Annotated in this window: 18 protein-coding genes and 1 pseudogene; 8 read left to right on the top strand and 11 right to left on the bottom strand. The window is 60.1% G+C overall.

What is annotated here, in order from left to right; translation table 11 throughout:
- Window positions 1–201: 201 nt before the first annotated feature.
- Window positions 202–1,914 (top strand): alpha/beta fold hydrolase, encoded by a 1,713-nt coding sequence (locus ACN0SO_RS14575; protein ID WP_417678923.1) that lies wholly within the window; start codon window positions 202–204, stop codon window positions 1,912–1,914.
- Window positions 1,915–2,072: 158 nt separating this feature from the next.
- The gene (locus tag ACN0SO_RS14570; protein ID WP_417678921.1) at window positions 2,073–3,176 is read left to right on the top strand and encodes a helix-turn-helix transcriptional regulator; all 1,104 of its coding nucleotides are present in this window, start codon (window positions 2,073–2,075) and stop codon (window positions 3,174–3,176) included.
- Between the two features lie 917 nt (window positions 3,177–4,093).
- On the opposite strand, the gene ACN0SO_RS14565 is transcribed toward ACN0SO_RS14570, so the two are convergent.
- Together ACN0SO_RS14565 and ACN0SO_RS14560 are read right to left on the bottom strand one after the other, a co-directional pair.
- Entirely contained in the window at window positions 4,094–4,531 is a 438-nt protein-coding gene (locus tag ACN0SO_RS14565) for a type II 3-dehydroquinate dehydratase (protein WP_417678919.1), read from the bottom strand.
- A 153-nt stretch (window positions 4,532–4,684) separates the two neighbouring features.
- Entirely contained in the window at window positions 4,685–5,671 is a 987-nt protein-coding gene (locus ACN0SO_RS14560; protein WP_417679359.1) for a sialic acid TRAP transporter substrate-binding protein SiaP, read from the bottom strand.
- Between the two features lie 173 nt (window positions 5,672–5,844).
- Here ACN0SO_RS14560 and ACN0SO_RS14555 point away from each other — a divergent pair, with 173 nt between their 5' ends.
- Together ACN0SO_RS14555 and ACN0SO_RS14550 are read left to right on the top strand one after the other, a co-directional pair.
- Window positions 5,845–6,534 carry a GntR family transcriptional regulator gene (locus tag ACN0SO_RS14555; protein WP_417678917.1) on the top strand — a complete coding sequence of 230 codons (690 nt, stop codon included), beginning with the start codon at window positions 5,845–5,847 and terminating at the stop codon, window positions 6,532–6,534.
- Between the two features lie 46 nt (window positions 6,535–6,580).
- Complete coding sequence (locus tag ACN0SO_RS14550; protein WP_417678915.1) at window positions 6,581–7,267, top strand: GntR family transcriptional regulator; 687 nt, start codon at window positions 6,581–6,583, stop codon at window positions 7,265–7,267.
- A 144-nt stretch (window positions 7,268–7,411) separates the two neighbouring features.
- On the opposite strand, the gene ACN0SO_RS14545 is transcribed toward ACN0SO_RS14550, so the two are convergent.
- The 6 genes from ACN0SO_RS14545 to ACN0SO_RS14520 form a co-directional block, all read right to left on the bottom strand.
- Complete coding sequence (locus tag ACN0SO_RS14545) at window positions 7,412–9,307, bottom strand: bifunctional sugar phosphate isomerase/epimerase/4-hydroxyphenylpyruvate dioxygenase family protein (RefSeq protein WP_417678913.1); 1,896 nt, start codon at window positions 9,305–9,307, stop codon at window positions 7,412–7,414.
- Between the two features lie 6 nt (window positions 9,308–9,313).
- A complete protein-coding gene (locus ACN0SO_RS14540; RefSeq protein WP_417678911.1) occupies window positions 9,314–10,246 on the bottom strand; it encodes an alpha/beta hydrolase in 933 nt (310 codons plus the stop codon).
- Window positions 10,247–10,269: 23 nt separating this feature from the next.
- Window positions 10,270–11,565 (bottom strand): TRAP transporter large permease, encoded by a 1,296-nt coding sequence (locus tag ACN0SO_RS14535; RefSeq protein WP_417678909.1) that lies wholly within the window; start codon window positions 11,563–11,565, stop codon window positions 10,270–10,272.
- Window positions 11,558–12,070, bottom strand: a complete 513-nt coding sequence (locus tag ACN0SO_RS14530) for a TRAP transporter small permease (protein ID WP_417678907.1) — start codon at window positions 12,068–12,070, stop codon at window positions 11,558–11,560. Before ACN0SO_RS14530 ends, ACN0SO_RS14535 begins: the two co-directional genes overlap by 8 nt.
- Window positions 12,071–12,149: 79 nt before the next feature.
- A complete protein-coding gene (dctP, locus tag ACN0SO_RS14525) occupies window positions 12,150–13,136 on the bottom strand; it encodes a TRAP transporter substrate-binding protein DctP (protein ID WP_417678905.1) in 987 nt (328 codons plus the stop codon).
- A gap of 41 nt (window positions 13,137–13,177) precedes the next feature.
- Window positions 13,178–14,101 (bottom strand): shikimate dehydrogenase, encoded by a 924-nt coding sequence (locus ACN0SO_RS14520; RefSeq protein WP_417678903.1) that lies wholly within the window; start codon window positions 14,099–14,101, stop codon window positions 13,178–13,180.
- Window positions 14,102–14,229: 128 nt separating this feature from the next.
- On the opposite strand from ACN0SO_RS14520, the gene ACN0SO_RS14515 reads away from it, so the two are divergent.
- The gene (locus ACN0SO_RS14515) at window positions 14,230–14,895 is read left to right on the top strand and encodes a TetR/AcrR family transcriptional regulator (protein WP_417678901.1); all 666 of its coding nucleotides are present in this window, start codon (window positions 14,230–14,232) and stop codon (window positions 14,893–14,895) included.
- Window positions 14,896–15,182: 287 nt separating this feature from the next.
- Here ACN0SO_RS14515 and ACN0SO_RS14510 read toward each other — a convergent pair.
- The 3 genes and pseudogenes from ACN0SO_RS14510 to ACN0SO_RS14500 form a co-directional block, all read right to left on the bottom strand.
- Window positions 15,183–15,918, bottom strand: a pseudogene (locus ACN0SO_RS14510) (IS5 family transposase).
- 149 nt (window positions 15,919–16,067) lie between these two features.
- Entirely contained in the window at window positions 16,068–16,979 is a 912-nt protein-coding gene (locus tag ACN0SO_RS14505) for a shikimate dehydrogenase (RefSeq protein WP_417678899.1), read from the bottom strand.
- A gap of 101 nt (window positions 16,980–17,080) precedes the next feature.
- On the bottom strand, window positions 17,081–17,863 hold the full coding sequence (locus ACN0SO_RS14500) for an SDR family NAD(P)-dependent oxidoreductase (RefSeq protein ID WP_417678897.1): 783 nt from the start codon (window positions 17,861–17,863) through the stop codon (window positions 17,081–17,083).
- A gap of 111 nt (window positions 17,864–17,974) precedes the next feature.
- On the opposite strand from ACN0SO_RS14500, the gene ACN0SO_RS14495 reads away from it, so the two are divergent.
- From ACN0SO_RS14495 to ACN0SO_RS14485, 3 genes are read left to right on the top strand one after another with little or no spacing between them, the layout of a single operon-like run.
- Window positions 17,975–18,688 (top strand): SDR family oxidoreductase, encoded by a 714-nt coding sequence (locus tag ACN0SO_RS14495; RefSeq protein WP_417678895.1) that lies wholly within the window; start codon window positions 17,975–17,977, stop codon window positions 18,686–18,688.
- Window positions 18,689–18,739: 51 nt separating this feature from the next.
- Window positions 18,740–19,798: a Gfo/Idh/MocA family protein gene (locus ACN0SO_RS14490; protein WP_417678893.1), complete on the top strand. Its 1,059-nt coding sequence runs from the start codon at window positions 18,740–18,742 to the stop codon at window positions 19,796–19,798.
- Between the two features lie 14 nt (window positions 19,799–19,812).
- Entirely contained in the window at window positions 19,813–20,625 is an 813-nt protein-coding gene (locus tag ACN0SO_RS14485) for an IclR family transcriptional regulator (protein ID WP_417678891.1), read from the top strand.
- The last annotated feature ends 99 nt before the right edge of the window (window positions 20,626–20,724 follow it).

The raw sequence follows: 20,724 nt of genomic DNA, 5'->3' as shown, positions 1-20,724 counted from the left end.
ATTCGATGATGGTCGTTTCGCCATTCGGCGCAGCCTTGCCGGGCGTCATCAACCGTCCTCTTGCACGCGATTCGCGCACGCGATGTTTGTATGATGGCCAGGTCTTGCCTAAGAATGAACGGTCAGACGTATGTCGAGTGCCAAACCTTCACCGATAAATGACTGCGTCGACACTGTTTAGTCAGCGCCGGAGTGCGTCTCTTGCAGTTTGAAAAGAAGCGCCAGATCATCGACCTTGCGCACCAATCCGTTTCCGACCCGGCCAAGACCGAGCGGTTCATCAAAGAACTCTCGGCAATCTACGACAAGTCGCAATCTCCGGAAGCGCTTCCGGGCGGCCAGACCCGGGAAGGCGAACAGGTTCTCGATCATGTCGAGGCGGAGCTTCATTTCGAGCAGGCGGCGAACGCATTCGCGCGCTTGTGGCAGCAGAATGATTTCCGCGCCGCCAGCCTGCGCGACGAGGGCGATTTCGTTCTTCTTGACCGCAACGGGACGATTATTTCGGTCCACGCCGACGATGAACAGAACATGCCTTTCGTTGCGCGACAGAATGTTTTTTCCGCACCGATGGACGCGGAAGGCGAACACCTCCTCAAGGACGGTTTGAAGCAGATCTTCGGAGCTCGACCCGAAAACGTGTTCTGCATCGTTCCGTTCTACCGGAATGATCAACGGCGAACCCTTTGGGCTCTGTCTCCGGCGACGACCAGCGAAGACGGCACCGCTGCGCGGCTCAGCCGGATCGACTTCGACTGGTCCCAGGCAGCCGGCGAAGCGATTACGGAGGCCTTTGGCCTGTCGAAATCGGAACAGGAGATCCTGAAAACGCTGGTGAGCGGCCAGAGCCTGACCGAACTGGCGACCAAACGGCAAAGGTCCGTCGAGACCGTCCGTACCCAGGCCAAGTCACTTCTGACGAAGACCGGCGTCAGTTCGCAACTCGACCTCGTGCGCCTCTTCGCCGCGATCACCCTGGTCACGCCCGAACTGTCGATCCCGGTGCACGGGAAACCCGATGACGGCACCCCTCCCGGCAGCCTCATCCTGACATTGCCGGACAATCGGCAAATGCAGGTGGAAATATGCGGTCCGCCGACCGGGCGGCCGGTGGTTTTCCTGCACAACATGTTTTCCGGCACGATCATGCCGCCGGTCGTTCTCGACAGCCTGCACCGACACGGAATCAGGCTGATCTGTCCCTGGCGGGCCGGCTTTGCCAAGTCGACCGCATTTCCGGAAAAGCCGGCCTCGCCGGAGCGGGCCTTCGCATCGGACCTTGCGTACCTGCTCGATGTACTGGGTATCGGAAAGACGGTCGTCGTTGGTCACATGTCTTCGGCCATCTATGCGGCCACGGCTGCCGCCCTGCTGCCGGACCGGTTTCAACATGCCGTTGCCATTTCCGGTTTTCCGCCGTTCCTGGCCCGCAGACACATAGACCATCTGCCGGCATGGCCACGCCTTTTTGCCTATACTGCGCGGTATTTTCCCAAAGCGCTGTCATTGCTCGTCCGGGGCACATTCGGGCTTCTGGTGGAAAACCGGATCGAGGTTCTGTTCAACAACCTGTTTGCCGGAGCGGCGGAGGATACGGCGCTGATTTCCGACCCCGTCAACAGAGACCTTTTTCTGAATGATTTCCGCCGGGCCTTCGAACAGGGAACCGCGGCCTATGAAATCGACGCAGCACTGGCGGCGTCCGACTGGTCCGACTGGCTGAAAAGACTCGCACCGCGCCGGATGTCATTCATCCACGGTGTTCATGATCCAGTGACACCGCTCGACCTGGTCATCGAAATTGCCGACCTGAGGCCGGAAATCGACCTGATACCGCTAGAGGGCACCGGCCAACTGGCTCTCTACCAGGCTCCGGACCGGATCATCGCCCTTCTGGCCGGTCTGGGCGAATAAGAGACCGGCTCCTTCGTTTATCCGCAGTCCGACCGCAAACGCCTCAATTTTCAGCAGTCTTCAGGAATTACCCCATGTGGGGTAAGCGCCATTATCCGCATCTGCCTAATGTGACGAGGGTCAGGTTCCCAGGGGCAAAGTTCGGATGATATTGAAAGATGAAACACGACACCGCCTTGAACATCGTCGGAGAAATCTACGACGCGGCCCTGGAGGCCGATCAGTGGCCTGAACTTCTGACGAAGATCGCTGCATTTTGCGGCGGGGCCAACGCCGCCCTTGTGGCCGTCGATCCCGATATCAACTATTCTTCGGTGATTACGCCCGGCGCAAATCCGGACTCGCTCGTCGCCTATAACCGGCACTGGTGGCGGCACGATCCCCTTTCCGAACTTGCTGCCAAAACGCCTCCGGGCAGGTTCATCTCGGTGGCCGACATCGATCGCGACGCCTATTTTTCCAGCGCGTTCTACAATGAATTCCGGCGTTTTACAGGCTATGGAAACTACGGCGTGACCGTGCCGCTTTTTCGGGAACGGACCGCGTTCAGCACGTTTGTCCTGCAGACCTCGCCCGCGAAGGACGAATTTGAGGTGCAAACATTGCGGAAAGCACGGTTGATGGTTCCGCATATCGAGCGGGGCGTGTCCATAGCACGCAAACTCCATCGCCTGGACCTCCAACGGTCCCTAATCGATTGCAGTCTCCGGTCCGACCATGCGGGGCTCATTCTGGTCGATGCCAAACGACGGTGCCTGTATCTGGACGATGATGCGGAGGATCTGCTCGCAACGGAACCCGGGATCGCCGTGAAGAACGGCGTCTTTCAAGTGCGGGACGCAAAAACAGACATCCGTCTCAAATCCGCCGTTCAGTCCTGTGCCCGGATCGATCCGCATAAGCCTTGCGGCAAACCCATTGGAATCCAGCGGGAGCACGGACAGGCCGAGCTTGTGATCGACGTCCTTCCGTACCGCTCAAATACCGGCAATCCGCATGGAACGCCGGCAGCCGCCATGCTTGTGATCCGGGCCCCGGACCGGGGCAAGGTCGCGGATATGGAGGATCTAAGGGTCCGTTTCGACTTAACGCCAGCGGAAGCCGCACTCGCCGTGGAGATGCTCAAGGGTGATGGCCGCGCGGCAGCGGCTGCGCGGTGTGGCATTTCCATCAATACCGCCAGAACCCATCTGATGCGGATCTTCGAAAAGACCGGCGTCAAGCGGCAGGCAGAGCTGATCCGTGTGTTGATGGACACCTGAAGCTAGATGTGCCGGATCGTTTCTGGGCCGTTTTTTCTCAGTGTTCGTATTTTTGTCGTTATGATCCGTGGAGCTGTCGCAAATCGTTCTGGGATTTATGTTTCGCAGGGTCGGCCTATGGGCTTTTTGAGGGCATCTTGTCCGGTCAAAATCCTTGAGGCAGTTTTCAAACGCAAAAAACCCGGCGGTGTGCCGGGTTTTATTGTTTGGTTGCGGGGGCCTGATCATACCGAGACTTTAAATTCAAAGCTTGTGTGGATGCGCAGGTCTTAGCGCACCGTCCGACCAGATCCGGAGCCTCCAGATCGGTTCGTTAGAAAACGGCTCCGTCTTCCGGAAGCCCTTCGGCGCGCAGCAGCTTACGTGCCGGCCAATACACGCAGTGCAATCTTACCATGAGGTGTACTATCCGCCGCACTCCAACTCGATCCCCTAACAATATTGGTAGTCTTATTATCTCCTCTCTTTACCCACAATGACGTTTCCGGCCAGGGGGCATAATCCTGCAGAAGGTTAACGGATCCGCTCGCTCCCAGGCTGTCCCGCACGTCTTGCGGCATACCGGGCATCATTGATGTTGCTGAAAGCCCCGGAGCGATTGTGACCACACCAATCCTGTGGCGCGTCAGTTCCCGCGCCGCGAGAAGGGTTAGCGCGACGATCCCATTTTTGGAGGCCGGTTATCCAGCACCAGGCACGGTATGGCCGGGGTTTCAATAGACAGCCCGCAGTCAATGCAGATTCAAAAACCGCTCGTAAGGAGTAGTCGATCGCGGCGCGGACCGTTACCGAGATGGACGTCAAGTTTGGCAACTTGCAATGCCGTGGAGCAACATTCATTCCCGGTGGCGATATCAGCGAGTTTGACCGGTGTCTATTACGTTTTCAGCGCCCATTCTCCCGTTGCAAGGAATGGGCTATGCCAAGATCAATTCCTTCATCGCGCCAACCGCAGTTCTGTATCCGGACGGCCCCAACCCGGCGATCACGGCCGTGGCGACTTTCGACACCAGCGAGTTGTGATAGATCGCGTCGCGCCGGTGGATGTTCGAGATATGCAGTTCGATGATCGGACCCGGGAACATCTTCAGGGCGTCGAGGATCGCGATCGAGGTGAAGGTGAAGGCAGCCGGGTTGATGATGATGCCGCCGGCCGGGGCATCGATGGCTTCGTGCACCCACTCGATGATTTCGTATTCCCGGTTGGACTGATGAAATTCCACCGGCGTGGCGCCGGCCGCTTCGCGGCACATCGCCTCGACTTGCACCAGGGTTGTGTGGCCGTAGATCTCCGGTTCGCGGGTGCCGAGCCGGTTCAGGTTGGGACCGTTCAGGATATAAATGGGATTTGCCATGGGCCGCTCCGCGAAGGGATGGAAACGCGATTTCCGCCGTCAGGTCGGAGATCGGACAGGCGGACGTGCAGATTGTCCGCCTGAAGGTGGTGCCGACAGGAAACGCGCGGGCAGGCAAAAACCTGCCCGCGCGGCTCGAGTGGCCTCAGATCATCACTGGATGGCATTGATCCTGTCGACGATGCCTTCCGGCCAGTCCTTGGCAAGATCGGACTTCAGATACTTGTCCTGAGCGTAGGCCCGGAAGGCATCCACGTCCGGCTTGTAGATCTTCAGGCCTTGTTCCTTGAAGAAGGAACCGAGTTCCGCTTCCCGGTTGAGGTGCTGCTCCGTGCTCCAGCCAATGGCTGCATCGGCAGCCGACTGCACCTTGGCCTGCTGTTCCGGCGACAGCTTCTTCCACGTGTCGAGCGAGATCGACAACAGGTCGTAGCCGACGAGGTGAGACGTCAGGACGATCTGCTTCATGACTTCGTAGAACTTCATGTTCTGGACGTTGGGGAACGGATTATCCTGACCGTCGATGACGCCGTTCTGCAGCCCGATATAGACCTCGCTGTAAGCCATCGGCACCGGGTTGGCGCCGAGCGCGCTGCCCATGAACTGCCAGGCTTCGCCGCCCGGCATGCGCAGCTTGACGCCGGACATGTCGGCGGGGGTCTTGATTTCCTTGTCCAGATTGAGACCGACCTGGCGGACGCCGAAATAGGTCGGGCCTAGGATCTTCACCTTGAGCTTATCCTCGACCATTTTGGTCATTTCCTTGCCGACGTCGCTGGCGAAGAATTTGCGCAGGTGATCGGAGTCGCGGAACAGGTAGGCCGACGTGAGCACGGACCATGCCGGGATCTGCTTGGCGATGTCCTGCGGGGCGATGTTGCCCATTTCCAGGTTGCCGCGCTGCATGGCGACCAGCTCGGTGCCCTGCTTGAACAGCGTGCCGCCGTAATAGCCGTTGAACGTGAACTCGTCGCCGATGCCATCGGCGAAGTTCTTCATCATCTCGGCGCGAATGTCCTGCGGCGAAAAGACGGCCGAGAAGTTCAGTTCCATCTTGTCTTGTGCCGACGCGGTCGCGCCTGGCGCGATGAGGGCCGCGGCCACACCGGCGGCCAGCAGCGTGCGTCTCGTGAATTCCATCATGGCTGTTACCTCCCAAGCCAAATGTTCACGACGGTTAATTTCCGTCACCGGGAGTCGTGCCATTAGACGAACTCAATTTCAATGGGTATTATCAAAAATCTCATAGATTATTGATTTTATCCTTTCCATGCCGCTTGCCGGGACGGCGGGAAACTGCAAAGAAGGGGTCCATGAGAGCCGCCGAAGTCGCAACGCCCGACATGTCCGTCGAAACGTCCGGAGAGATCGCCTACCGGCAGATCCGGCGCGATATCGTTTTCGGCACGCTTGTGCCCGGGTCTCGCCTGAGGCTGGAAAGCCTGAAAGCGCCCTATCTGGTCAGCGTCAGCACCTTACGCGAAGTCTTCAACCGGCTCGCTTCCGAGCGGTTCGTGGTGGCGGAGGGCCAGCGCGGTTTCCATGTTTCGCCGGTTTCGGAAAAGCATTTCAGGGAAGTGGCCGGCATGCGCGAATTGCTGGAGGCCAATGCGCTTCGGCAATCTTTCGTGCGCGGCGACCTGGAATGGGAAGCACAGGTCGTAGCCGCCCATCACAAACTGACGCGGATGGAGGCGCTGATGGAGGCTGGGGACCGCACCCGGACGGAAGCGTGGAAGCGCTACGACGGCGAATTCCACGGCGCCTTGATTGCCGCCTGCGGCTCCAATGTCCTGATGGAAGCCCACCGCCGGATCTTCGATCACTTCCTCCGCTACCAGATCGTGGCCGTGGTCTATCGCGGCAAGGCTGCCTGCAATGAGCACCGCCGGCTCCTGGAATGCGCGCTGGAGCGTGATCACGAGACCGCGGCGAAAATCCTTGCCGGACACATCGAGGCCTGTGTCGAACACACTCTGAACAATGGGCTGTTGAAGGTGTGAATGTGGGACGCCATTTCAAAACGCCTCATTTATGCGGAGCGTGTCAATGAAACGCGAAGTGCCGCCGCACTCCGGGCAGGCCGTTCCGACGATCGGGGAAGGCGCCTATCGCCAGATCCGCTCCGACATCATTTTCGGCAAGCTGGCTCCGGGGCAGAAGCTTCGGCTGGAGAAACTGAAAGATGCCTATGGCGCAAGCGTCAGCACGCTGCGGGAAATCCTGAACAGGCTCGCATCCGAAGCGCTTGTGGTGGCGGAAGGCCAGCGCGGTTTCCAGGTCGCGCCCGTCTCGGCGGCAAACCTGAGGGAAATAGCGGACCTGAGACTTCTTCTGGAAACCCACGCGCTGGAGCAGTCCTTCGCGGCAGGTGGCATGGAGTGGGAAGGGCGCGTGGTCGCGGCCCATCACCGGCTGAAGGCGCTCGAAGCCAGGATGCGCGACGGCGATCACAGCGAAATCCAGTCCTGGAAACGCTATGACTGGGAGTTCCATCAGGTGCTGATTTCCGCCTGCGGATCGGAACTGCTGATGGAGACACATGCGGACGCCTTCGACAAGTACCTGCGCTACCAGCTCGTCGCGCTTTCCTATCGTGGCGATATCGCCGCCGAAGAACACCGCCTCCTGCTGGAACATGCGCTAAAGCGCGACGCGGCCAGGGCCTGCGAGGTGCTTGCCTGCCACATCCGGGGCGGTGTGGAGCATGCCCTGGCGACCGGGACGATTGGCTGAGGAGACCGTCGATACGGTCTTGGTGTTTTAGCGCTGATTTTTCGGCATCAAGGAAGCCTACCAAATCGAAAAGCGAGCAGTGTCTCAAAGCTCCTACTAGGCATTCAGGTCCGAGATTCGATTTCCGTTATCTTTCCTGGCAGCCTACCCCCTGGGCATGCCCTTTGCCCGGAGATGGCGTTTCTGGGCGGCGATGCGGAAGGGGGCGTTGCCGGCGCCGTAGCCGGAATAGCCGCCGCGGCGCTCGATGATCTCGAAGAAGAAGCCCTCGCCGAAGAACGGGCTGTAGAGCTGGAAATACTCCCCGCCCTTTTCGTCCCGGTCATACAGGACACCGTGGCTTTTCAGCCGCTCGAGGAAGACGTCGTCCAGTCCGAAGCGGGCATCGAGATCGTCGTAGTAGTTGGGCGAGATGACGAGCGGCTTGAAGCCGTTGATGGCGAGCGCAGCGGCGGTGGCGAAGATATCCGCCGTCTCGAAGGCGAGATGCTGAACAGCGGAACCGAAATTCTCCGTCAGGAAGTGGCCGGCAAGGGTCTTGCGGTTTTCCGCGCCGTTGAGCGTGATCCTTAAAGATCCTTCCGTATTCTCGATCGCCTGGCTGCGCACCAGGCCTGCCGGGTCGACCACGTCCACCATCGGCGTCTTCTCCGTCTTGAAGATCGAGGTGTAGAACAGCAGCCAGGTCAGCATCTCGTCGAAGGCCATGGTCTCGGCGATATGGTCGATGCGTAAGAGATCCGCCGGCTCCGCCTTGCGGTCGTCGGAGACAGGAGAAAACTCGATCTCCCACACCCGGGCGAGCTCGCTTGTGCCGTCGATGAAATGTATCACCCCGCCGCTCAAGCCCCGGATCGCGGGGATGTTCAGTTCCCCCTGCCCCACCGGCTGCTCGAAGGGTTCGGCGCCGAGCGCCCGCGCCCGCTCTACGGTGGCCTTTGCATCGGCCACCTTTAGGCCGATGTCGCAAACATTGGTGCCGTGGGTCACGTAGGAGGAATGGGCGAAGCCCGACTGTTCGGTGTTGAGCACGATGTTGATCTCGCCTTGGCGCCACAGGTCGACCTTCTTCGACACGTGCCGGCCGAGGCGGGCAAAGCCGAGCGTGTGCAGCAGGGCTCCGAGATCGGCTGCTTCCTGTTCGCTGGCGGCGAATTCCACGAACTCGATCCCGGACACCGCGATCCGGTCCGGCATGTCCGGAACCTCGATCTTGATCCCCGGTTCCTGCCGCTTCACTTGATCCATCAGGTAGACCAAGGACCGGTGGCCGTCGACGGAGATCGGCTTGGCCGAGCCGCCGCGGAACTGGTCGTTGAAGATCTCCAGCGAGATCACCCCGTCATAGCCGGTGGCGGCGACCGCGCGCATGAAGCCGGTGACGTCGAGATCGCCTTCGCCCGGCATGTTTCGGAAGTGGCGGCTCCAGTAGAGCAGGTCCATGTCGATCTTCGGCGCATCGGCCAACTGGACGAAGAAGATCCGGTCCCCGGGGATGGAGCGGATCGTCTCCGGATCGATTTTACGCGCCAGCGTATGAAAGCTGTCGAGGATCAGGCCGACGTTTGCATGATCGGCGCGGCGGACGATCTCCCAGGCATCCCGGTGATCGCTGACATGCCGGCCCCAGGCGAGCGCCTCATAGCCGATGCGAATGCCGTGCCTGGCCGCCCGCTCCCCGAGTTCGCGGAAATCATCCGCGGCCCGGTCGATACCGCCGAGCGACAACGGCGACACGCTGGAGCAGATCAGCACCAGGTCGGTGCCGAGTTCTCCCATCAGGTCGAACTTGCGTTCCGCCCGCTCGAAGGCGCGGGTTCGCTGCGGTTCCGGCATGCCCTCGAAATCGCGGAACGGCTGGAACAGGGAAATCTCCAGACCGTGGTCGCGCACCATCTGGCCGACTTCGCGCGGGCTGGCGTCGAAGGCGAGAAAATCGTTCTCGAAGATTTCCACCCCGTCGAACCCGGCTGCCGCGATGGCTGCCAGCTTCTCAGCCAGATCCCCCGAAATCGAAACCGTCGCAATCGCCGTTTTCATGACCGGTTACTCCGTCGCGTAACAATTGGCGAGCCATGCGCACATGCGGGCGAGGCTCGCGCGCGAGGCCGCGCAATATTCCATGGCGCGCAGATAGCCGTGGATCAGGCCCTCGCCGGTGTCAAATTCCACCGGCACGCCGGCGGCCCTGAGTTTGTCGGCATAGGATGCGCCGTCGTCGCGCAGCGGATCGTATTGCGCCACGGCGATATAGGCTTGCGGCAGGCCAACATGGCTTTCGGCGAGCGACGGGGCCGCGAGCGGGTTTTGCCGGTCTTCTTCGTTCGGGCAGTAATTGGCATTGACCGTGGGCATGCCGGCGACCTTCAGAAGCGGCGCATCGGCGTTCTCAGTATAGGACGGCTTGCTCATGTCGAAATCGGTGCCCGGGTAGATCAGCAGCTGCGCCATCGGGGCATAGGCGGTGCCGCGCAGGGCAATCGTGATCGCTGCAGCAAGATTTCCGCCGGCACTGTCCCCGCCGACGGCGATCCGGTTTGGATCGATGTCGAGATCGGCCGCATTGTCCTTCGCCCATTTGACCGCGTCCCGGCACTCGTAGACCGCCCGCGGAAACGGATGTTCGGGCGCAAGAGCATAGTCGACGCTGATCACGGTCTGTTTGTTTTCGGCCGCGATCCGCATGGTGATGTCCGCGTGGGTCATCGGGCTGCCTTGCGCCCAGGCGCCGCCATGCATGTAGATCAGGCAAGGCTGCGTGCAGCCGTCGTCGTGCCGGTCGACGCGCACCAGCACGTTGCGCTTTTCACAAGGCACGAAGCGTACGGAAGAGGTGACGCCCTCAGGCCGGGGCAGGCGCATGCGTTCTGCGATATATTCGAACAGAAGCCGGCGCTCCTTCGGCGAGGCATTGGCTGGCAGCACCGACCAGCCTTTGTCCCAGACCGATAAAAAGGCGTCTAGTTCCGGATTAATCATCTGAAATTCCTCAAGGTTTCAGCTTACCCCTTGTAACCGAGCATCCGCGGCAGGAAGAGCACGAAGTCCGGTACGAAGGTGATGAAGGCAAGTGCTGCGAACAGCGCAATGATGAACGGGACGAGGTCGCGCACAATGCGCGCCAGCGGTTGCTTGGTTATGTTGGCCACGATGAACAACAAAAGCCCGTAGGGTGGCGTAATCAGCCCCAGCATGGCATTGACCACGACCACGACCCCGAAATGCACCAGATCGATCCCAAGCGCCTGGGCGGTCGGAATGAAGATCGGAGCGATGATCAGAAGGATCGCGCCCGCCTCGAGGATGCAGCCGAGCGCCAGGAACAAGAGGTTGATCGCGAGCAGGAAGCCCCATTTCGACAGTTCGAACTGGGCCATGAAGTCCGCAATGGAATTGGGGACGTTTTCGCGGGTGATCACGTAGTTGAAGGTGAGAGCGCCGGCAATCAGGATACCGACGGTCGCCGTCGACCGGGCACTGTTCAAAAGGGTCGAGTAGAACTGGCCGGCTGTGACCGACCGGTAGACGACGACCGAGATGACCAGGGCGTAGAAGGCCGCGACCGCGGCCGCCTCGGTCGGGGTGACGACACCGCCGTAGATGCCTCCGAGCAGGATGACCGGCAGCATCAGGGCCGGAAAAGCCTGCATGGTGACGCGGGGCATCTCCGAAAGCGGGACACTGTCATCGACCGGGAAATTGCGCCGGCGGGCAATGATGGTGTTCATGACGGCGAGCACGAGGCCCATCAGCAGGCCCGGCGCCATGCCGGCGGCAAACAGGTAGCCGATCGACTGATCGGAGACGAGCGCATAGAGCACCATCGGGATGGACGGCGGAATGATCGGACCGATGGTTGCCGTCGCCGCTGTGATCGCGGCGGAATAGCTGGCCGTGTATTTGCCGTCCTTGGTCATCATGCCGATGATGATCCGGCCCATGCCGACCGCATCTGCGACCGCGGAGCCCGACATACCGGAAAAGATCAGAGACGACACAACGTTGACGTGGCCGAGCCCGCCGCGGAACCGGCCGACCAGAGCCTGGCAAAACCGGAGCAGACGGTCCGCGAGGCTACCGACGTTCATGATGTCGGCGGCCAGGATGAACAGGGGAATCGCAAGCAGCGTGTAGCTGTTGAACAGGCCCTGCAGCAGTGTTTCAGACGCGATTGAGGGATCGAAACCCTTCAGGACCAGGTAGATGGTCGAGCCGCAGATCATGGCAAGGCCGATCGACAGGCCCGACAGGGCCAGGGCGACGATCAGGATCAGCGAAAGAACGAAAGGATCAGTCATAGTCGTGCATTTCCGACGCCGCACCGACGGCATATTTGGGGTGGTTTCCGCTAAGGCCGTGCCAGACGCTGATCAGCGACCGGATAATGACGGATAGGGCGAAGGGGATGTAGATCATGAAGACGTAGTCGAAACGGATCTGCATGTAGGCGGTCCGTTCGATGGCCATGAAGGTCACGTAGTCCCAGACGTTGGGCAGGGTCCACAGGAAGATGCCGGCACACACCAGTCCGGTGAAGACATCCATGATCCGTTGTATGGCCGCCGGGACCGAGCCGTAGACGATGTCGAGCCGGATCACGTCATCTTCCCTGACGACGAAGGCGTAGCCGAACAGTATCCCCCACAGCCAGGCGATGGCGACGTATTCGACCGTCCAGCCGAGCGGCAGGTTGAGCACGTACCGGAAGACGATCTGAATCAGAAAGCTGACAAAAAGGCTCGCCAGCACAAGCGCGAGAATGTTCTCGGCCCTGCTGTAGAGGAATTCGATTGATCTGGTCACACTGGGCACGGGGAAACATCCGGTTCTAAGGGTAAGGACCCGGCATTCGCTGCCGGATCCTGAAGGTTTGTTGCGCGGGTTACTCCGCGTTGATCTTGTCGATCAGACCTGCTGGCCAGTCCTCGGAAAACCTGGAATCCGCATAGGCCGCGAGCACATGGTTGCGGAACGCGTCGATGTCCGGAGTATACACTTCCAGACCCTGTTCCTTGAAGAAGTCGACCAGTTCGCCTTCTCGCTTGCGAGTAACCGCGTCGAGAGCTTTCTGGAAGTTGATCGAGCACTCCTGGACCTTGGCCTGCTGCGCCGGCGTCAGGCTGTTCCATTTCGAAAGAGAGATGGAATGCTGGTTGTTGGCGATCAGGTGACCGGTCAGGATGATCTGGTCCGTGACCTCGTAGAACTTCATGTCCTTGTCGGTCGGCAGCGGATTGTCCTGGCCGTCGATGGCGCCGGTCTGAAGCGCGGTATAGACTTCCGTAAAGGCCATCGGCGTCGGGTTGGCGCCCAGGGCTTCGCCGACGAACTGCCAGCCTTCGCCGCCGGGCATACGCAGCTTGACGCCTGCCAGGTCCGCCGGGGTCATGATCTTTTTGTCGCCCTTCAGGTTCAGGTGGCGGGTACCGATATAGGGGTTCGACAGCACCTTGACCTTTGCCTTTTCCTCGATCTCCTTCATCAGATCGTCCAGCGCGCCGGAGGCCCAGACCTTCCGCATGTGATCGTAGTCGCGGTAGAGATAGGCGGCACCGAGGATGCCGGTCGACGGGACCTGATTGTAGAAATCGTAGATGGCGAGGTTCGCCATATCGAGATTACCGCGCTGCATGGCGGTCAGCTCGGTGCCCTGCTTGAACAGGGTCGCGCCGTGATAATCCTTGAAATTGAACTCGTCGCCGAGACACTTGCCGAAGCTTTCGCGCAGGATCTTCGTGCGGTCGTCGTTTTCAGGAACGGTGTCGGAATAGACGATCTCGACCTTGTCGGCCGCCAGAGCCGCCTTGAGCGGCAAGACCACGGAGGTGAGTGCGACACACCCCGCGGCCAGTTTCAATAAAGCCTGCATTGTTTCCTCCCATTGCAGTTTCTGCACCCTTGTTATTTTCCTTAGGCCGGCCGGGCGCCGGGTATCGGCCTGTTGAAGCCGGTCACCTCTTTCTGCGGGTGGCCTGGTTGATCGAAGGCATCGAACGTCGCCTTCATTCTGGAAATGTCCGGCTTGATGCCGGTGAACAGTTCGAACGCCCGAACGGCCTGGAAGACCGCCATGCCCGACCCCGGAAGAACCCGGCATCCTCGTGCGCGCGCACTGGCCAGAAGCTCGGTTTCAAGCGGGAAATAGACGATGTCCGCGACCCACAGGGACGGATTGAGCAGCTCCGCGGGAAACGGCGTCCCCGGGGACTTGTCCATCCCGACAGGCGTCGCGTTCACCAGCCCGTTGAGGTCCTCGACGGTTCCATGATCGATCCGTTCGATCGTTTTCGCGACAAGGCCGGGACGGTTTGTGCGGACCTGTTCTGCAAGCCGTTCCGACCGGCCTGCATCCGCGTCGAAAATGCGCAACTCCCGGACGCCGCAGTCGGCAAGGGCATGGGCGACCGCGCCGCCTGCGCCGCCCGCGCCGATCAGGACAACGCGGTCCCGCACTGTGCCTTCCATGTTGCGCCGGAAGCTCTCGGCAAAGCCCCACAGGTCGGTGTTGTGCCCGTAGCGACGGCCGTCGCGAAAGACGACCGTATTGACCGAGCCGATGGCGGCTGCGTTCGCCGACATGTCGTCCAGCAGCGGAACGATGTCGATCTTGAAGGGATAGGTGACGTTGAGGCCATTGAAGCCGGACATTTCCGCTGCCCGGACAATGTCGCTCAAGTCAGGGGAAGACGGTTCGAAGCTATCGAGATCGATGATCTTGTAGACGGCGCGCATGCCAAGCGCCTCTGCTTCGGCCATATGCATTTCGGGTGTCCTGGAACGCGCAATGCCGCGCCCGACCAGTCCTGCCAGCAACATCTTTGCTGCGCCGCTCACGCGTCGCTCCTCCCGCGTTTTTATTCGTTGGTCGCAAAATGAACCTCTCGGTTAATTGTGTCAATCACTTTGTACCGTTTGGTTAAATTGCTATGGTATCCGCGTCTCCTCTGGGGTAGAAAGAAGCCATGGCCATCGATGATTCTATGACTGCAGAAACCGGAACGAACCGCGCCCGCTGGAAACAGGATCCGGAAGGAGTCCGCGCGGATATTCTCGCGGTGGCCCTGGAGGAGTTTTCCCGCAACGGCCTGTCCGGCGCGCGCATGGACGACATTGCCGCCAAGACGCGGACGTCGAAGCGGATGATCTATTATTATTTCGGCGACAAGGACGGCCTTTACCTCAAGGCGCTCGAGGCGGCATACAAGAAGGTGCGTACCGGGGAGGAGAAGCTCGATCTTGAGCATCTTCCTCCGAAAGAAGCACTGGAACGGCTGGTGGAATTCACCTTCGACCATCACCGGAAAAATCCGGATTTCATTCGCCTCGTCATGATCGAGAACATCCACCACGGCCGCTTTCTGGAGCAGTCCGATGCAATCAAGAAGCTCAATGAGGCGGCTATTTCCCGCATAGCGTATATTTACGAAAAAGGGGTGCAGGAAGGCGTGTTCCGCGACGGCCTCACCCCCTTGCGGATTCACTGGATGATTTCGGCCATCAGCTTCTTCAACGTCTCGAACAGCGCGACCTTTTCCTTGCTGTTCGGCAATGATTTGAAGAGCGTCAAGGGACAAGAAATCCTTCGTTCGGATGCCAGCCAGGCGGTGCTCAGCTTTGTTTGCAAATGAGTTTATTCAGACTGCTTTACAGATGCTCTTTGCTGTTGCTTAGAACATTCAAGCGATCGATTGCGCGAAGGATTTGCACCCCACCAAATAGATATTGAGACAAATTCCAGACTTGGCCAATGGCGGTGTCGGGTATGCCTGATTAGATGGATGGGTTGAGCAATTTCGTGGGAAACGGCGAGGCAGTTGCTATCTCCATTTAGATAGGCGTCGCATTGGTCAAGGCCTTGGCCTTCAATGCGGGTAAACAACATTTTTTAGCGTCAACCGCTAGGCTGAATCGACATTCATCGCATCCATAAGATATCGGCCGCGATTTGGATGAATGAGAGAAAATTGATCGCCTTTCGATCGTATCGAGTAGCTATGCGGCGAAAATGCTTGAGCTTGTTGAAGCAGCGCTCGATGAGATTTCGAGCCTTGTAGGCTTGGAAGTCGTAGGGGATGATGTGCTTGCGGGTTGGGTTACATGGGATGACGGCCTCCGCATCCATATCCGCGATGATCTTTCTCAACGCATTGGAATCATATGCCTTGTCGGCCAGGGCCCGGCATGGCTAGAGCCTTTAAGCAACTCCGGCGCCTGGGTAACGTCGCCACGCTGGCCGGGTGTCAGGATGATCTTGACGGGCCGTCCTTTGCCGTCGGTCGCCATATGGATCTTGGTGGTCAATCCTCCTCGGGAACGCCCCAGAGCCTGGTTGCCGTCCCCCCTTTTCCGGTCGCTGCCTGTTGATGGGCGCGAACCAGAGTGCTTTCGAGCATGATGTAATCGTTGTCGGGGTCTTCGATCAGGTGATTGAACACCTTCTCCTAGACTCCGGCCTTGGCCCAGCGGGTGAAGCGTTTGTGAACGGTCTTGTATTTGCCATAACGGCCAGGCAGGTCCCGCCAGTGAGTTCCGGAGCGCAAAACCCACAAAACGCCGTTGACAAACAATCGGTTATCCTCGCCACAACGGCCGGGGTCGCCCGGCTTGCCGGGTAAATGATCACAGATGCGCCGCCATTGGGCTGTCGTCAGTTCCTAGCGCTTGGTCATCACAAAACCCCAGATCAACAAATCTGGAGCCCCATGAATCACACATCACAACTAATTTGAATCATGAATGTCGATTGGACTTAGGGCTCCCCGTGTACCGACTTGCAGGGAACTTGGCGGCGCCGAAGCGCTCAAGTGCCGCAAGGCCCAACGAAATTGTCGAAGGTCGCTTTCAGGCGTTCCGGATCGGCCGGTCGGCCGGTCAGAAGCTCGAAGGATCGGGAGGCCTGGAAGATGGCCATTCCGGAGCCCGGCAGGACGCGACAACCGATTTTGCGCGCATCCTTGAGAAGCTGCGTCTCGAGGGGGAAATAGACGATGTCGGCGACCCACATGGCCGGATCAAGCAAGTCCGCAAGCAGAGGAGACCCCGGGGATTTCGCCATTCCGATCGGCGTCGCGTTGACGACCCCGTCCACACCGGACACGGATCGGCTGTCGAGGCAATCGACGACTTCGGCGGACATGGCCGGCCGGTTCGTCTTCAGTTGTGCGGCAAGATTGCCTGCGCGCGCCCGGTCGACATCGAAGATCAGCAGGTTTTCAACGCCGCGATCGGCCAGTGCATGGGCGACGGCAACGCCGGCGCCCCCGGCGCCGATCAGAAGGACATTCCGCCTGGCTACCCCTTCCATGCCCCTGTGGAAGCTTTCCGAAAAGCCCCACAGGTCGGTGTTGTGGCCGTAGCGGCGGCCATCGCGAAACACCACCGTGTTGACCGACCCCACCGCCCTGGCATTCGCCGACAATGCATCGAGCAGCGGAACAACCTGGATCTTGAACGGATAGGTGACGTTGAGACCGTTGAAGCCGGTCATTTCCGCCGCGCTCAGGATTTCGGCCAGATCCGGTTCACGTCCCGAAAAGACATCGAAATCGATAATCTGATAAACGCTGCGCATCCCGTGGGCGGCCGCTTCGGCCATATGCATTTCCGGTGTTCGCGAGCGCTGGATACCGCGCCCGACGAGCCCGGCAAGAAGCATGTCCTGCGACGGCATCAGACATTTGCGATCCAGGACATTGTCCTGTGTGAGTTGCATATCGGCCTGCATGGTTCGTTCGATTTTCCGCTTGTTTGCAAACTGGAGACGCGCACCGGGCAAGCCCGGTGCGAAAAGAATTGGAACCTCGTCGGTTCACGTCAGTCAGCAGGAACACCGGGAACGCGATAGAGGATACTGTCGAGGAGCCCGCCGTCGACGACCAGCGACTGCCCGGTCACGTAAGAGGCCGCATCGCTCAAGAGGAACCACACGGCCTCGGCAATGTCCTCCGGACGCCCCACCCGTCCCAGCGGAACGAAATTGGAGCGGGCCTCCAGCACGGCTTCATTGGTGTAGATCTTTTCCGTCAGCGGTGTTCGGATCATGCCCGGAAGCACTGCGTTGACGCGGATGCCGTCGCAGGCCCATTCCTGGGCGAGGCTGCGGCAGAGCATGTTGAGCGCCTGCTTCGAGATGGAATAGGCCGCGTTGCCCTTGAGCGGGGCAAGGCCCGCCATGGAGGAGGTCGCAACGATCGCGCCCCTGGCCGCCGTCAGCGCCGGCTTGAGGTTCTGGGCGAGCAACAGGGTTGCGCGCACGTTCTGATCCATCTGGGACTGCCAGGTGTCGATGGAGATGTCGGCAAGCGGCGTCGGCGCCATCGCTCCGGCATTGGACACGAAGCCCTGCACCTGCCCTTCGCCGATTTCCATGGCCCTGGCGGCAATTTCGCGGCATATGTCCGGATCAGACAGATCCCCGGCCACATAGGTCACCTCTGCACCGAGATCCGTCAGGCCGTCGATCAGGGACTGCGGGGCCGGTTTGCGGCCGGAGGTCGTCAGGACGAGCCTGACCAGACCCTGTTCCGCCTCGGCGATTCTCCTGCAGACGGAACCGCCGATTCCCTCGCTCGCTCCCGTGACCAGATATGTCTTCATGCGACGTTCCTTTATCGTTTCAGCTTATTTTTTATGGAATGCTATTCCATATTCGAAAAACATTCAATAATATCTCGATCAACAAAAGCGGAATCGGGAGAACCATCGATCGTGCGTTTTCAGGACAAAGTCATTGTGATCACCGGCGGCGCCGGGGGCATCGGATCGGCTGTCGCCGACCGGGCGGAGGCGGAAGGTGCACGGGTCGCGATCTGGGACCTCAAGGCCCCGGACAATGCGTCCCGTTTCTCGGCCACATGCGATTTGCGCGATCCGTTCGCGGTCAAGCAGGCCTTCAACCAGACCATCGACCAATTCGGCCGGGTGGACATTCTGGTGACCTGCGCCGGGATCACCGGCCGGACGACGCCGATCGAGGGGCTGGAGGCAGACGAGTGGCATCAGATCATCGACATCAATCTCACGAGCGTCTTTCTGGCCTGCAAATACATCGTGCCGGGCATGCGGCAGCAAGGCCAAGGCCGTATCGTCAATGTCGCTTCGATCGCAGGCAAGGAAGGCAACGCCAATCAGGTCGCCTATTCCTCCGCCAAGGCGGGCGTGATCGCGCTGACCAAGGCGCTGGCCAAGGAACTGGCGGAGACCGGCATTCTGGTGAATTGCGTGACACCAGCGATCATCGAGACTGACCTGATCCACCAGATGACCGACGAACAGTTGCAAGGCCTGTTGGCGCGCATTCCGATGAAACGGGCAGGCAAGGCACACGAAGTGGCGGAAATGGTTCTGTGGCTGGCATCCGAGCAATGCTCGTTTTCCACCGGCGCCGCCTTCGACATGTCCGGCGGGCGGGCCACCTTCTGAATACGCACATTGCGGAACGATACAGGCGAGAGGAAACGGGAGGGTAACCCCATGAACGAATGCAGGATTGCGGTGATCGGGGCCGGCGTGATCGGCCAGCAGCACCTTGCAACCATTGCAAAGGCTGCAGACAAGGCAAAGGCGGTCGCCCTTGTCGATCCCCTCCCGGCTTCTTCGAAGGTTGCCGAAAACGTAGGCGTCCGCTTGTTTCCGGACACGGCCAGCCTCCTGAAGGACGGCGGATTTGACGCTGCCATTGTGGCCTCGCCCAATGCGACGCATGTGCCGATCGCCCTTGAACTTATCGATGCGGGCATCCCGATCCTGGTCGAAAAGCCGGTCGCAGAAACCGCGCGGGCGGCGATCCGGCTGGCGGAGGCGGCAGAGCGGAAGAACGTTCCCGTCCTTGTCGGCCATCACCGGCGCCACAATCCGATCATTCAGGAAGCCCGGTCGCTGATCGCAGCCGGCAGGATCGGAAAGCCGGTCGTGGCAACCGTCATAGGCGCCATGTTCAAGAACGCCGGATACCACGATGTGGAGTGGCGGCGGCAACCGGGCAGCGGCGGGCCGATGCTGATCAACATGATCCACGAGGTCGACCTGCTGCGCTATATTTTCGGGGACATCACGGAGGTCGTGACCCTGGCGTCTTCCGCCGTGCGCGGCCTTGATGTCGAGGACAGCGCGGTGGCGTCCGTACGTTTCGAAAGCGGCCTTCTGGCGAATTTCACGGTGACGGATGCCGCGGTTTCCCCGTGGGCCTGGGACCTGACGGCCGGCGAAGTTCCCAAGCGCTTCCCCGCCCTGCCTGCGAGCGCCCATTATTACAGCGGAACCGAAGGGGCGATCTCGCTGCCGGACTTCCACATCTGGTCTTATCCGGGAGAAAAGTCCTGGTACGAGCCGATGATGCCCGAGAAGCATACCGTGCAGCCGGAAGAGCCCTTTTCTGTCCAATTAAAGCATTTCCTGTCCGTCGTGGACGGAAATACAGAGCCGTTGGTAACCGTCCGGGACGCCATGCAAAGTCTTGCCTGCGTTGAGGCAATGCTGTTTTCTGCACAAAGCAGAATGGGGCCGGTTTCACCGCAATCCATGCTGTCCTAACTGGGGGATACACAATGAGTAGCGTGATCGAGAAAGCTCTCGGCATCCTGGAACTACTTACGGAGGATCCCGACGGCTACACGGTGAGCGAAATCGCCGCCCGCACCGGCCAGCCGATGAGCGGGGTTCATCGCCAGCTGAATGAATTTGCCCGGCTCGGCTATGTCCGCCAGCACGAAGCAGGGGGTCGCTACACTCTGAGCCTCAAGCTGGCGGCCATGGGCCTGAACTATCTGACCCGCTGCGGCATCAACGACTTTGCCCAGCCTGTGCTCGACAAGCTTGCCCAGGCCAGCCACGAACTGATCCGCCTGTCCGTCGTCGACGGCGACAAGCTAATCTGGGTCGCCGTGGCCCAGGGCGCGACCACCGGACTGCGATACGACCCGGGCCCGGAACAGGGGATGCAGATCCACCTCGCCTCCACGGCGGGCGGCCTCGCCTGGCTGTCGACAATGGACGACGACGAAGCGATCGCCCTGGTCAGCAAGCAGGGACTGCGCTCGGGATCCACGGCCGCGGGCCTCAGGGTCATCGAAAGCATCGCCGAACTGCAGAAGCTGCTCGCCACCTTCCGGGAGCAGGGCTACGCCTATTCCGCCAACACCTATACGGTGGGACTGGCGGCAATGGCAATGCCCGTTCGCAACGCGCTGACGGGCAACGTGGTCGGCTGCGTGTCGATCGCAGGCCCCTACGCCCGTCTCAACGAAGACCGCGCCAGGGAACTCAGCCCCACGCTCAAGCAGGCCGCGATCGAACTTGGAGCGGCCAGCTCCGCGTCCTCGTTCTTCACCCACAGCGCCAGCCTGAAACAGGCCGGTTAGTCCGGAAAGACACGAAGTCCGACTGGTTTGAACAGTCCGCCACCCGTGGGCGCCAAAAGCGTCTGCGCAGGATTCGTGCGCCCTATTCGCATCGATCCA

This window comes from Roseibium sp., from assembly GCF_048260565.1.
Classification (GTDB): domain Bacteria; phylum Pseudomonadota; class Alphaproteobacteria; order Rhizobiales; family Stappiaceae; genus Roseibium.
The sequence above is the reverse complement of the archived record's forward strand: the minus strand, read 5'-3'. Positions and strand labels throughout refer to the sequence as shown.

Coding starts and splice junctions, on each gene's coding strand:
- ACN0SO_RS14570 (WP_417678921.1), top strand. CDS start 2,073: ATGAAACACGACACCGCCTTGAACATCGTCGGAGAAATCTACGACGCG.
- ACN0SO_RS14565 (WP_417678919.1), bottom strand. CDS start 4,531: ATGGCAAATCCCATTTATATCCTGAACGGTCCCAACCTGAACCGGCTC.
- ACN0SO_RS14560 (WP_417679359.1), bottom strand. CDS start 5,671: ATGGAATTCACGAGACGCACGCTGCTGGCCGCCGGTGTGGCCGCGGCC.
- ACN0SO_RS14555 (WP_417678917.1), top strand. CDS start 5,845: ATGAGAGCCGCCGAAGTCGCAACGCCCGACATGTCCGTCGAAACGTCC.
- ACN0SO_RS14550 (WP_417678915.1), top strand. CDS start 6,581: ATGAAACGCGAAGTGCCGCCGCACTCCGGGCAGGCCGTTCCGACGATC.
- ACN0SO_RS14545 (WP_417678913.1), bottom strand. CDS start 9,307: ATGAAAACGGCGATTGCGACGGTTTCGATTTCGGGGGATCTGGCTGAG.
- ACN0SO_RS14540 (WP_417678911.1), bottom strand. CDS start 10,246: ATGATTAATCCGGAACTAGACGCCTTTTTATCGGTCTGGGACAAAGGC.
- ACN0SO_RS14535 (WP_417678909.1), bottom strand. CDS start 11,565: ATGACTGATCCTTTCGTTCTTTCGCTGATCCTGATCGTCGCCCTGGCC.
- dctP (WP_417678905.1), bottom strand. CDS start 13,136: ATGCAGGCTTTATTGAAACTGGCCGCGGGGTGTGTCGCACTCACCTCC.
- ACN0SO_RS14515 (WP_417678901.1), top strand. CDS start 14,230: ATGGCCATCGATGATTCTATGACTGCAGAAACCGGAACGAACCGCGCC.
- ACN0SO_RS14505 (WP_417678899.1), bottom strand. CDS start 16,979: ATGCAACTCACACAGGACAATGTCCTGGATCGCAAATGTCTGATGCCG.
- ACN0SO_RS14500 (WP_417678897.1), bottom strand. CDS start 17,863: ATGAAGACATATCTGGTCACGGGAGCGAGCGAGGGAATCGGCGGTTCC.
- ACN0SO_RS14490 (WP_417678893.1), top strand. CDS start 18,740: ATGAACGAATGCAGGATTGCGGTGATCGGGGCCGGCGTGATCGGCCAG.
- ACN0SO_RS14485 (WP_417678891.1), top strand. CDS start 19,813: ATGAGTAGCGTGATCGAGAAAGCTCTCGGCATCCTGGAACTACTTACG.